This is a genomic window from Pseudomonas sp. GW823-FHT06B06 (assembly GCF_058795195.1).
In genome coordinates this window covers 79,852-92,080 of the sequence record NZ_JBXAHO010000017.1, presented here as the reverse complement: position 1 = coordinate 92,080, position 12,229 = coordinate 79,852, and the positions used below count along the sequence as shown (strand labels likewise).

Genomic DNA, 12,229 nt, shown 5'->3' with positions numbered 1-12,229 from the left:
GATGTGGTCCCTTGCCGCCTGGCGACGTCGACGCATCCTGGCCAGGCACCCGATAGCCGACGACATGTGGCAGCGGGTGCGTCATCACCTGAGTTTCCTGGATGGCATCAGCGCCGCCGAAGACCAGTGGCTGCGTGAAGCCTGCGTACTGTTTCTGCAAGACAAACACCTGACCGCCCTGCCCGGTGTCGAGCTGCATCAGGAACAACGCCTGCTGCTCGCCGCCCAGGCGCAACTGCCGTTGCTGCATCTGGGCGACCTGAACTGGTATCAGGGCTTTCACGAAATCGTCCTCTACCCCGACGACTTCCTCAGCCCCCAGCGCCATCGCGACGCCAGTGGGGTCGTGCACGAATGGGACGGCGAGCACAGCGGTGAAGCCTGGCAGCAAGGGCCGATCATCCTGGCCTGGCCCGGGGTCATGGCCAGCGGTGGCTGGGAGGGCTACAACCTGGTGATCCACGAACTGGCGCACAAGCTCGACATGCTCAATGGCGATGCCAACGGCTTGCCCCCGCTGCACGCGAATATGCGCGTCAGCGACTGGGCCAGGATCATGCAAGAGGCCTACGACGACCTCGACCGCCAACTGGAGCGCAATCCAGACGCCGAGACTGCCATTGATCCGTATGCCGCGGAAAACCCGGCCGAGTTTTTCGCCGTCACCAGCGAATACTTCTTCAGTGCCCCGGATTTGCTGCACGAGGCTTATCCACAGGTCTACGAGCAACTCAAGCTGTTCTATCGCCAGGACCCGCTGGCGAGGCTGCGGCAACTTCTGGCCGAGAACCCGGTCTATCAGGCACACGACTAAGGTCTACACGACCTCTGGTACGTGGCGTCGCCGTAGGAATATGCCTATAATCGCCGCCACTTTTTGGTCAATCCGGCCAAGTGTTTCTGGTCAACTAACGGGGGCAACGCCCAATGAGCTACAGCAAGATTCCGGCTGGCAAAGACCTGCCGAACGACATCTACGTCGCGATCGAGATTCCGGCCAACCACGCGCCGATCAAATACGAAATCGACAAAGACAGCGATTGCCTGTTCGTTGACCGTTTCATGGCCACCCCTATGTTCTACCCGGCCAACTACGGTTACATCCCGAACACCCTGGCAGACGACGGTGACCCCCTCGACGTGCTGGTCGTAACCCCTTACCCGGTTGCTCCAGGTTCGGTGATCCGCGCTCGCCCAGTCGGCATCCTGAACATGACCGACGATGGCGGCGGCGATGCCAAAGTGATCGCGGTTCCACACGACAAGCTGTCCCAGCTGTACGTCGACGTGAAGGAATACACCGACCTGCCTCCACTGCTGATCCAGCAGATCGAGCACTTCTTCGCGAACTACAAAGATCTCGAAAAAGGCAAATGGGTAAAAATCGAAGGCTGGGACGGCGCAGACGCCGCCCGTGCTGCGATCACCCAGTCGGTTGCCAACTATAAAGGCTAAGAGCAGCTGCAGGCTTTGAGCCATTAGCTTCAAGAAGAACCCCGGTTGATCCGGGGTTTTTTTTGAGCGCCTGTAAAGCCGCTTTAAACAGTTTGTTGATCTCGCCACATCCCAAGGTTTTCATGTTTATTTTTTACCCAACGCGTCTCACATCCAGTCGTAAATTTCCCGCGAAATTTGAACGGGACGTTTATTCAAACCCCTGACCGGCGCCAGTAGACTCCCGGTCATGAAAAAGAACACTAGCGGCCCTCGGTTTAAAGCGCTCCTTGAAGCAGCGAACATCACGACGACAGGATTCGCCGAATTCCTGGATACGGCTCCGCAAAATGTACACAACTGGTACAGCCGCGGCGTGCCCGCCCACTGCATGGAAGAAGTCGCCAGGAAACTCTCGGTCAACAGCGACTGGCTGAAAACCGGCGAAGGCTTGAAAGACGCCAGGCACTTGCGCCTGCTCGACGACTCCGGCAACACCTTCGACGCCCAGGCGATCCGAGGTGTCTACACCGTGGTCGAACCCATCGACATCGAATTGCCGTTCTACAAGGAAGTGATCACGGCCCCCGGCTCCAACAAGACCCACGTCATCGAAGACCGCGAACAATGCCTGCGCCTGCCCCGCAGCCACCTCGACTTCCTGGAAATTAATCACACCGATGCCATCGGCGCCGCGATGATCGGCAACAGCATGGCCGAGAAAATCGATGACGGCTCCACCCTGGCGATCGATCGCGGGCTGACCCAGATTGTCGATGGCGAAATCTACGCTATCGAACATGACGGCATGCTGCGAATCAAATACCTGCACCGACTGCCGGGCAACTCCCTGCGCTTGCGCAGCCATAACCGCGCGGACTACCCGGATGAAATCTTCAGGCCCGCGCAAATCGAAGAGCAGAACATCAGGGTACTGGGCTGGGTGTTCTGGTGGTCGACACTGAACAAACGCCGGCCACCGCTTCCGTTTCTGTAGGAGCGAGCATGCTCGCGATGGACGTCAACGATTACGCGGGAAATCTGGCACCCCGCAGCGTTCTCCGGTTTTTCGCGATCATGCTCGCTCCTACAAGAGCTAGCGAACAAACACCAGACCACCCAATTCGCCCACCCAGGAACCCCATCTCACACACCAAGCTGGGAATTTCACAAAAAAATCAGTATGCTGCGCCCCACATTTGCGCATCGACCCGCCAAGCGGCCCTGATCGCACCGACAAGGCAGATGACTTTCTCGCCAAGTCCCACAGCCGGACGCAAGATCCGGGTGTACGTTTTGAAGGCTGGCGCGGTTTACCAAAAATGAACCAAGCCAGTCCCCGAGAAGCCGGCCACAAGCCGGCTTTTTAATGCCCGTAATAATGTCATCCCGCCCCTTTCTCTCACGGATAACTAAACGATTTCACCAACGTCAGCTCCCCCACCGCCCGCATCGGCACCAGAAACGTCTCCATCTTCTCACTCGGCGTCCCCTCCTCCGTAATCACCGTCACCTGCGCCGTCGTCAACGGCTGAACCGCATCCTGCCCTTCCTCATCGCTGCGGTACCCACCGCCAAAGTAATTCACATACACCAGATACTGCCCCTTGATCGGCGCGGGCATGGCGAAGATTTCCGGGCCGTAGCCGGTGGTGACGTCGACATCGAGTGCGGCGCCGTTGGCCACGGCGCGGTCGCCGTACCAGATGTGGGCGCCGTCGGGGGTGATCAGGTGCAGGTCGAGGTCGGTACCGTCACTGTCCCAGGCCAACAGCACGCGCAGTTTGGCTGGAGTTGCTCCACCATTGGCGTTGAGGAATTGCACGCGGCGCCGTTGCTGGCCGTCGGGGCTGCGGACTTCGACGCTGTTACTGCCACTGGGGAATGAGAACGGTCGATCGAAGCCTCCCGCGGGATCGATTTTCAGCGGCATGCTGACGCCGTTGACGATTAGTCGGCCGGGTTCGCCGTTCTTCGGCGCGGCTTTGATCTGCCCTTTGATGCGCGCGGTGTTTGCCTGTCCCGCCGGGGTGTTCACCGACGATGCCGGGTAGTTGACCACCTGGCGAAAGTTTTCGCCTTCCCCTTCGGCGGCGCCGGTTCGCCAGCCGCCAGAGGGGGTGTCGAGTTTGACGCTGTCGGCGGCGGTTGCCGGGGATAACAGGGCGAGCGCGCAGAGCAGCAGCAAGACCTGTGGATAACGATCTGTCATGGCCTATTCCAGCAAGAGGTGGCGGGCGAGCCCTTCGATGTAGGTTTCATCCTGGCCGTTGGGATGCGCTTCGAAGGCCAGGTGCAGGTATTCGTGGGTCAGGTCGAGGCGGTCCTGCAGCGAGAGCACGCCGCGCGCGTAGATGCGCTGGCGTTCACGGTCGACGAAAGGACGGCCGAAGGCCAGGCGACATACGGCGAAGGTGCTGACTTCGTTGTAGCCGGCTTCGCTTTCAAGACGGGGGCGCCAGCCGCGGCGTTGCTTTTGCAGCCAGTCTTGCGCGGCGGGCAGCGCCTCGCAGGAAGCAACAGGATTATCCCAGCGGCTGAGGCTGGCGCGCGGGTATGCGTGGAGCAGGATGGCGTCGTAGCGCTGGCCGGCGTTGGCTTGGTCCACGGCAAGTTGCCAGGACAATCTGTCGAGGCCTGGCTGATTGGAGTGGTAGGTCACGGTGCTCCCGGTGAGCACCAGGTCGCTGGTCCAGGCGGCGATGCTGCGTACCTGCGCCGTGGCTGGGCGTGGGGCGACGCGCTGGTGCTGACTGCTGTCGTCGATGCTCAGGCAATCACCGCGGCGCGTGGCGTTTTGCAGCAGGTAGGTGCGGATGGCCACGGCCAGGGCCTTGGCGGCCTCAACGGGTTCGGCACTGGCTTCACGCTGCAGGACTCGGGCGACGTACTCTTCGCGATCGAGGCGGGCGACCAGTTTTGATGAAGGGCTGTCGTTGAGTAAAAACAGGTCGCCGTCACTGTGGATATCCAGTTGGTTACCGTTGACGAACTCGACCCGGTAATCGCCCCGCAACAGGCCGGACGACATGACACGGTCATCTGACATGACCCGTTGCAGTGGATAGCGGGAGAAAAGATCGACTTCGACACACTTCCCAGCCTCCACCGGCCAGGACGTCGGCAGCACCACGGACAACGCCTGGGCGTAATCGCGCAGCACCCGCTGGCTGGTTCCGCGCCCTCCCGCCCAGATCGGCGTGCCATCCGCCGTCCAACCGGCGAACCCACCCTGGCGCGACGCTGCATCCCGATCCCCGAGCCAGCTCCAAGTCTTCACCCGCAAGCGGCTGCCGAGTTCGCCCACGACGTTGCCATCCGCCGCGTTCAATAGCACATCCAGCAATACGCGACGCGCCTGGTCCTGCGCCGGCATCAGCGCCAACATGCGCAACAATTCCACCACCGAAACCCGGGTGGCTGGCTGCAAGGATGGCAAGTCCAGCAGCCACTCCGGCGCCTGACGAGCCTGCCAATACGCTCGCCAACCAGAAACATCAATACCCAATCGCGCCGGCTCGAAATACAGCCCGCAGGATTTCACCAACGCCTGATCCCGATCGATCTTGCCACCGGCGGTGCAACAATAGACGTCTTCCTTCGACTGCCCGCGACACTCGTACGCCGGCTCACGCGCGCCGGTGTCCACCAGCCAGGCGTACACAAACAGCTTCCAGACACTGCCCAGGGGCGCCTGCAAACTGTCGGGCAAAGGTTCGCGCGACAGCACCTGCGTTCGGCTCAACGTCAGCAACTGATCCTTGAAAGCCAGGCGCAAGGGCTCTTCCTGCGCACTGGCCAGCGCGGGAATCAGACACAGCAGCAACCAGACCCAAGGCCGATACATATCAGTGAACCGTCACCTGACCGAGCGCCGGTTTCTGCTCCTGAGCCTGATGCTGTGGCGCGTACACCTGGGTAAAACGCGCCGGCGGCAGGCTGAACTGGCCTTTCTGCGAGAAGCGCACCAGGTGACGCAAACGCAGTTCGCCGCTCAAGGCATCCACCGGCACTGCATAGGCCATTTGTCCGGGCTCGAAACGGGCCTTCTCCAGCGCCGAAGGTTCGGTCCCGGCCTTGCCCATGAGCTTGATGCCCCAGGTCGTGCGTTCGACATCCGCGCCCGGTGGCAGCGGCACTTCGAGCAGGCCGTAACGCAAGGGTCTGGCGGCTTTGCTGGTCAGGATCACTTCGTCCAGATACAGGTTGTCGCTGGACAAGGGAGCACTGCCGACAGGCTGCAGCTTGAAGGTGAAGGCTTCATCGCCCGGCACCAGTCGCGACAGGCGACGGGTGATGGTCACAGGCAGCGGATCGACCGCTGGCTGTTTGCTCTGGAAGCTCAACGCGGCGCTCAGTGGACGCTCCTGCGCACCGCTCAGCGACAAGACGCCGGGGACCTGTGCGCCTTGCCATGTCCAATAGATTTCACCGGTTGCGCCCTGCTCCTGCGTCCAGCCGTCACCCGGTTTCAAGGTCACAGCCGGCGCCGCCTGTTCGATGTTGCGTTGTAACCAGGTCAGTGCCAGCGCACGTTCCAGCGTGGATTGCTGTGGCAGTAACCGAAGCAACAACGCTTGCGCATGCGCCTGATCGAACGGCTGCAGCGATGCATTCAGCGCCTCGGCAAATGGCTCGGAGCTGGTGGCCAGTCGCTGCTGTGCGTCAGCCAATTGCCGCTTGAATGCGGCTGGCAGAGCGACCTTCGATTGCCCCGCCAGCGAGGCGGTCAATGTGCGCGCAGCAGCCAGGCCCAACGCCGAATCCGGATCAGTCATGACCAGGCTATCGCCAGCCACGTCCATGACGTTTGCGGCACTGCCCTCACCGGCGCGCATCAGGTCCTCCATCAATCCGCTGAGCAAAGTCTCGACCGGCAATTGCATCTGTCTGGCGAACGACAGGATCAGCGCCCGTTGCAACAGTGGCGTGTTCTTCGCCTGTTTCGCGTACACCTCCAACACTCGCTGCCAGTGCTCTGGCGGTAGGCTCAGCTCCATTACCCGGCTGGCGTGCCAGTCGGCGTAATAGGCGTAGGCGGTAAGAAACGCATCCGGTTCGCCGTCCAGGCCCCACCAGGTGAAGCTCGCCGAAGGGCCGGCCATTTGCACCAGGCGCAGGCGGCTGTTCTGCATGATCAGGCGCAAGCGATCGCGGACCTGCGGGTTCGACGATAAGGCTGGATAGGCGATGCTCAACGGCAGCAATTGACTGGCGGTCTGTTCGACGCCGCCGTACGGATAGCTCAGCAGATCATCGAGGGCAGCACGGAACAGTGCTTGCGGGCTGTCATCCAGACGCAAGCGGATATCCGATGCATCCGCAGGCAGGCTCAACGGTGTATCTGCGCTGACCACGTCCAGGCGTTGGCTTTGCGTGACTTGCCAGCCTTCGCCGGTTGCGCTCAGGTGCACGGTCAAGGCATCGACGGTTTTACCGTCCTGCACTAGTTCCGCGCTCCATTCGCCATTGACCAGCCCGAATGCCGGCAGCGGTATGTAGTTGATGCCGCTGTCGAGCGTGACGGGAACCCGCTGTTCGCTGCCCGCGTAATGAATCACCAGCTCGGCCTTGACCTGGTTTTGCGCCTGGCTGAAAGCAAACACACCAAGATCCGGTTTGTCGCCGGCGCGGAATCGAGTCGGCCCGCTCCACTTCAGGTACAGCGGTTTCTCCGAGCGCACGAACTGCTTCTTCTGCCCGACCTGGCCGCCATCGGCGATGGCCCGGGCGGTGATGCGCCAGCGGGTCAACGAGTCCGGCATCTTGAAAGTGAAGCGGGTCTTGCCACTGGCATCGGTCACAAGCTCCGGTTGCCAGGCCGCGGTGTCGACGTCTTCGCGACGCGGGCGCTCCAGCACCTTGACGCCCCGCTCACTGCGGTTGGCCTTGCCCGGCGCGCCAGGGCTGCCAGGCAGCGCGACGTCGTAACTGATGAACGACAGACTGGCGCTGGTGCGCACGTTGTTGCGGCGCGGATGGTAGAAGAACTGGTCGATGGACGGCGCGATTTCCGGCTGCAAGGCATAGACCATCTCGTCGACCACACTGACCGTCAGATGCGCCGGGATCGGCTTGCCGGCGAACTGCGTGCTCAGGTCGACCGACACGGTTTCACCGGGTCGGTAGGTCTCTTTGTCAGTGGCGATGGCCACTTCGATCTGCGGCGTGATCACCTTGATACCGGTGTTCTGGAAGCTGTACTGGCCGCCCTTGGTGTACAGCACCGAGAACGTCAGGTTCGGCGCGAAGCTGTCCTGCACCGCAATGCGTGCGCGGTATTGAGTGTCGCTGAGTTTTTCCAGCTTCAGCCAGTCGCCGCCCTTGGACAGCAGCGCCGTGGCCTCGACCTTGTCGCGCTCCAGGGACAGCAGCGCATCGCTGATCGGCTCGGGAAAAGTGATCAGCGCCAGCGCTTCATCGCCAGCCTTGTACTCGGGTTTGTCGAGGACGATTTCCACGGTTCCCGGTACCGCCTTGACGCCCTCGCCGGTGACAGAATGGCCGGTGGCACCGAGGGTGCGACCATGGTCATCCTTGAGCGAGAGGTTGTAAGTACCGGGACGCTCGAAGGCCAGGCTGAAGCCCTTGTCGGTTGCCGCGAGCTTGCCCTCGCCGGTGCTTTGATCCTCCAGGCGTACCCAGCCGTAGCTGGCAGGCGTGACCGCTGCGCTCTGCTCGCTTTGATTGACGTAGCTGAACGCAACCTTGTCGCCCACCGCACTGAAGCGCCGCGGCGCACTCAGGCGAAAATTCGCCGCGCCGCGGTCAATGAGGATTTCCTTGGTGGTCTTGACCCGATACGCCGCGCCATCGCTGGCGAACACGGTGAGCATGTAGCGACTCGGTTTCTCGGCGGCTGGCAAATCGACAACGGCATTACCCTTGGCGTCGGTGGTCGATTCGGTGCTGGTCAGTTCCACCGGGAATTGCCCCAGGTATTGCAGCTCGTTGTCGACCATCGACAATTGCTGGGCACGCAGGCTCAGGCTCAACTTGGCGTTGGCCACCGGCTTGCCGTCCGGATAGAGCAGCACCAGGTTGCCCTTGATCGGTTCGCCGGTGCGGTAATCCTGCTTGGCCAGGTTCAGGGAAATTTCGAAGTGCGGCTTGATGTATTCAGCGACGCGAAAGGCACTGCTGTAGGCCTGATCCTTATAGTTGAAACGCAACTCGTACCCACCGGCCACAGCATTGTCGGGCAACTGGAAACGGCCTTGGGTACCGGCCTTGGAGTCGAGCTTCAAGGCCAGGGATTGCAGCGCCGTCCCGGTCGCATCCAATACGGTCACGTTAACGTCGGCTGCGACGGGCTGCACCGAATCCCGGGCGTTCTTGAACTCGCGCCCGACGATTTTCAGCGACACCCAATCCCCCGGTCGGTACAGCGGGCGGTCAGTGAAAGCAAAGAGTTTGGTGTCGTAGATTTCGCTGTCGTAGTAGAAGTTCTCCGAGACGAAAACGCCGCCCTCTTCATCCTCGCCAATCACGAATGAGCGCTCGGGACTGACGTGTTTCAGGCGCAGCAAACCATCGGCATCGGTTGCACCGCTGCTCATCACACCCAGGCCATCGGTCCACAGCACGTTGACCTTGGGCACCGAACTGCCTTCGTGTTTACGCGCAGCCCACACCAGCAGTTCATCCCCGGCAATCTTGCTGACCGCCACGGTGTTAGAGACGAAGACCATGGTGGTCGCGCGGTACTTGCCGATCAGCGCTTCCACCAGATACAGGCCTGGTTTCAAGTTGCCCAACGGGATGTAGACGTTGCCCGGCGCCACACTGACGAACTCACTGGAAGACCCGGCGAGGTTCACGCCTTCAGGCGGCTGGATCGGTTTGGCTTGCCACAGCGGGTAGCGGAATTGGCTGACCACCGGCAGGCCCGGAATCAGGGCGAATTGTGGCTGCGCGTCGTAGGGCGTTGGCGCGGCCATGGCGTTGCCCATCTTCAATTCCGGCACTTCTTCGGTGACTTGTTTACGCGACTCGTAGGAAAACGCCCGTTGCATGACCCGACGAGATTTGCGGTACCAGGTGTCCCACAAGTAGGCGAGCGTATTCGACAGGCCTTCGCCCTTGAACTGGCCGTCACTGACGACCCGGTGCAGGTTCTTCTGGCGCTTGAGAAAGTCCAGCGGCTTGTCGATGCGGTACACCCGAATGTCGGCACCGCCATAGGGTTCCATGCGCAAGCGACGGTAGTCGCGACCCGGCGCTTCAAGGCGGACCATCGCCTGTTCGTCGCTGGCAAAACTGCTGTCGGCCAGCAGGAAAAAACTTTCACCGGCCACCGGTGTATAGCCGCTGGGTTCGACAGCGTCTTGGGCGTTGACCGTCGAAAATGGCAGCACCAACGCCAACAGCAGAGGCAGAAAACGCAGCATGCGGGCACCCATCATTGGGAGAGAAAATTCAGTCGATAGACGCCGATGAAGTTGGGGTTGGCTGCATCGGGTATCCATCGGGTGTCCTTCCATGTCATGAGTTGTTGCAGGCTTGCCGAACGCATGCCGTTGTCGGTGGGAGTAGTGGTGCCGGTGTGATAGGCGATGTAGCGGCCCATCCAGATCATCAGGTGCTGGTCGTCGCCCTGGTCGAAAAACATCAGGTCGCCGGGACGCGCCTGTGCGATATCGCGGCCAACCAGCTGGCTGTTGAACTGGATCAGCTTGATCGCGTTGACGTAGGGGCCGACCTTGCCACCACCTTGCTGCCATTGCTGGGCCAGCCCGCGCTGACCCGCACTCAACTCCAGTTCCGGCGGCAGGTAGCGGTTGGACAGGCCATTGCTGCGCAGCCATTTGTCGTCATGGACTTTCAGCGCTTCGTTGGCGGCAAAACGCACCAGGCCCGCGCAGTCCTGCTGATACCAGCGCGGGCTCGGCCCCCGACTCAGTTGCTCCTGCGCGATGCGCACGAACCAGGCGCGGAACACCTGGGATTGCTGCGGATCAAGCGCCGGTGTTTCGATCGCTCGGGCGCCCGCGCTCAACAGCAAAGCGAGCACGCCGAGGCTGCGGATCAGTACGTTCACAGGGCTTTCCATTGCAGCGGCAGCCATTGCCAGTGGCCATCGGGTTCGGTGCCCTCGGGCAGGGTCAGGGCGTACTTGCCGTATCCGCCGAGCTTGCGCAATTTGGGGATCAGGTAGGTTTGCGCCGCGTTGTAGAACACCGGTTCCATGTCTTGCGGCAGGCTGTCGAGGGTTTCGCGCTGCATCAACTGCGCCATGGCGTCCGGGCCGAAGTACACCGGCATCAGCAGGTCCTTGGGCACCACGTCGGCCATCGGCGGGAAGCGTTTGTCGAGGGTGCCAAGGGCCTTGTCCAGCAGTTTGTCATCGAGGGAAAACAACAGCGTCGAACCGTGGCGCGCCAGGCTGACGTTCATGAAAGCCTGGCCGGTGATCGCATCGGGATTCGCGGCATCCTTGGCCGCATACGGACCGAAACGGGAGCTGACCTGACGCTGCCACTGGCGGTTGTCACCTTGCTGTTTCTCAATCACCGGGAACACATGCTCATCGACCTTGCCTTCATAAGCGCCGACCATCGAGCCGAACAGCCTGCCCAGTTCGCCATCGAGGCTGGCGCTGTCTTCATCCTTTAGGCTGGCGACCAGCAGTGGTGTGTACAGCCGCGAATCGGCGTACCAGCACAGGCCCGCCGCACCGGCCATGTGCTCGGTCAACGCCTGGGCCGCAGTCTCGTCAGCACCGAGTTTGAGCAGCAGCGGCTTCTGTTGCTCGGCAGCCAGCGGCACGGCCACGCAAGCGCTGGCACCCATCGGCATGGCTTGCCAGATCGGCTTGAAATCAAAGTCCGGCTGATCGTCCAGTTCATCCATGGCCAGGAAGCTGTGCCAGCCCTTGTCATCCATGTCGAAGCGCAACCCGGCGAAATTCGGGATGAAGCGCTGATACCCCATGGCGAGCACGCTGGCATTCACCGACAGTCGCTGCTTCACTTCCGGCGCGCGGGGTTGCAAGCCAAACGCTTCGGGGAACAGTTTGTCGCCGTTGAGCAGTGCGGCGATGGCTTGGGTCGAGACACTGCCCGACTCCTGCGTCGCTCCACTTTGCGGATCGTAGAGTTTGGTTGGATTCGACAGCACCACCAGTTTGTCGCCATGGGAGGCAAACAGCAGCGCCTTGCTGGCGTTGTAGCTGAGCTGATAAAGCGCCACGTCGTCGTTGCCGACTTTCACGTCTGCGAGTTTGCTCAACTGCGAATCATCCAGCGCCACTTTGGCCAGCGGCTCCAGCACCTTGGCCAGGCCACCGCGATCCATCACCAGCAGGAAATCCTTGAGCCTGCCATCCGCCCCGCGCCACAACGCAACGTCCGCCGGTTGATCGAACAGCTGCTCGATCAGCGTGTCCTGCAACTTCAGCTCATGCTCGTAGATGATCCGCCGCAAGCTGCCGATCAGCCCGAGGCGATCGGCGTGGGTTTCGTAATAGAAGACGAAATCTTCGGTCAGGGTTTCCTTTAGGAACGGTACCGCCAGCAGGTCCCTGGGCAACTGGCTCAAGGAGTGGGTCTCGAGCAAGCCATCGGGGCGACTCATGCCGAGTTTTTCCGCCGCCAGTTGCGGGGCCGGGGCTTTGCTTTTCAGCATCAGCCAGCCCATGCCAGCAGCCACGCCCACGACCAGACACAGCCCGATCACAATGGCCCGGACATTTTTTCCTGCCCAATAGCGGGACGGCTTGGGGCCAGGTGTTACAGCGGCCGGGGAAACAGTGTCATCGCTCATTTCACAAAACCCGAATTCATCCGTGGAGCGG

8 protein-coding genes are annotated in these 12,229 nt (G+C 61.5%); 3 read left to right on the top strand and 5 right to left on the bottom strand.

Features of this window, described 5'->3' with window-relative positions; genetic code table 11:
- The first annotated feature begins 1 nt into the window (after nt 1).
- The 3 genes from AC1Q8Q_RS17410 to AC1Q8Q_RS17400 all read left to right on the top strand — a co-directional run bounded on the left by AC1Q8Q_RS17410 (nt 2) and on the right by AC1Q8Q_RS17400 (nt 2,431).
- Nucleotides 2-814, top strand: coding sequence for a M90 family metallopeptidase (locus tag AC1Q8Q_RS17410; protein WP_020796296.1), 813 nt, complete (start codon nt 2-4; stop codon nt 812-814).
- Between the two features lie 113 nt (nt 815-927).
- Complete coding sequence (gene ppa, locus AC1Q8Q_RS17405) at nt 928-1,455, top strand: inorganic diphosphatase (protein WP_020796295.1); 528 nt, start codon at nt 928-930, stop codon at nt 1,453-1,455.
- Nucleotides 1,456-1,684: 229 nt separating this feature from the next.
- Nucleotides 1,685-2,431, top strand: coding sequence for a S24 family peptidase (locus AC1Q8Q_RS17400; RefSeq protein ID WP_033045470.1), 747 nt, complete (start codon nt 1,685-1,687; stop codon nt 2,429-2,431).
- A gap of 405 nt (nt 2,432-2,836) precedes the next feature.
- Here AC1Q8Q_RS17400 and AC1Q8Q_RS17395 read toward each other — a convergent pair whose 3' ends face one another.
- Genes AC1Q8Q_RS17395 through AC1Q8Q_RS17375 form a run of 5 tightly spaced genes read right to left on the bottom strand, consistent with a single transcriptional unit; the run spans nt 2,837 to nt 12,198 of the window.
- Complete coding sequence (locus AC1Q8Q_RS17395) at nt 2,837-3,646, bottom strand: YfaP family protein (protein WP_492615284.1); 810 nt, start codon at nt 3,644-3,646, stop codon at nt 2,837-2,839.
- A gap of 3 nt (nt 3,647-3,649) precedes the next feature.
- The gene (locus tag AC1Q8Q_RS17390) at nt 3,650-5,281 is read right to left on the bottom strand and encodes a DUF2300 domain-containing protein (RefSeq protein ID WP_168759009.1); all 1,632 of its coding nucleotides are present in this window, start codon (nt 5,279-5,281) and stop codon (nt 3,650-3,652) included.
- Between the two features lies 1 nt (nt 5,282).
- Nucleotides 5,283-9,839, bottom strand: coding sequence for an alpha-2-macroglobulin family protein (locus AC1Q8Q_RS17385; protein WP_492615283.1), 4,557 nt, complete (start codon nt 9,837-9,839; stop codon nt 5,283-5,285).
- Complete coding sequence (locus AC1Q8Q_RS17380) at nt 9,836-10,486, bottom strand: DUF1175 domain-containing protein (RefSeq protein WP_033045475.1); 651 nt, start codon at nt 10,484-10,486, stop codon at nt 9,836-9,838. Before AC1Q8Q_RS17380 ends, AC1Q8Q_RS17385 begins: the two co-directional genes overlap by 4 nt.
- Nucleotides 10,471-12,198 carry a DUF2138 domain-containing protein gene (locus tag AC1Q8Q_RS17375; RefSeq protein ID WP_020796288.1) on the bottom strand — a complete coding sequence of 576 codons (1,728 nt, stop codon included), beginning with the start codon at nt 12,196-12,198 and terminating at the stop codon, nt 10,471-10,473. The genes AC1Q8Q_RS17380 and AC1Q8Q_RS17375 overlap by 16 nt, the downstream gene beginning before the upstream one ends.
- Between the last annotated feature and the right edge of the window lie 31 nt (nt 12,199-12,229).

Excerpts from the sequence above, each read along its gene's own strand:
- AC1Q8Q_RS17410 (WP_020796296.1), top strand. The coding sequence starts at position 2 with ATGTGGTCCCTTGCCGCCTGGCGACGTCGACGCATCCTGGCCAGGCAC.
- ppa (WP_020796295.1), top strand. The coding sequence starts at position 928 with ATGAGCTACAGCAAGATTCCGGCTGGCAAAGACCTGCCGAACGACATC.
- AC1Q8Q_RS17400 (WP_033045470.1), top strand. The coding sequence starts at position 1,685 with ATGAAAAAGAACACTAGCGGCCCTCGGTTTAAAGCGCTCCTTGAAGCA.
- AC1Q8Q_RS17395 (WP_492615284.1), bottom strand. The coding sequence starts at position 3,646 with ATGACAGATCGTTATCCACAGGTCTTGCTGCTGCTCTGCGCGCTCGCC.
- AC1Q8Q_RS17390 (WP_168759009.1), bottom strand. The coding sequence starts at position 5,281 with ATGTATCGGCCTTGGGTCTGGTTGCTGCTGTGTCTGATTCCCGCGCTG.
- AC1Q8Q_RS17385 (WP_492615283.1), bottom strand. The coding sequence starts at position 9,839 with ATGATGGGTGCCCGCATGCTGCGTTTTCTGCCTCTGCTGTTGGCGTTG.
- AC1Q8Q_RS17380 (WP_033045475.1), bottom strand. The coding sequence starts at position 10,486 with ATGGAAAGCCCTGTGAACGTACTGATCCGCAGCCTCGGCGTGCTCGCT.
- AC1Q8Q_RS17375 (WP_020796288.1), bottom strand. The coding sequence starts at position 12,198 with ATGAGCGATGACACTGTTTCCCCGGCCGCTGTAACACCTGGCCCCAAG.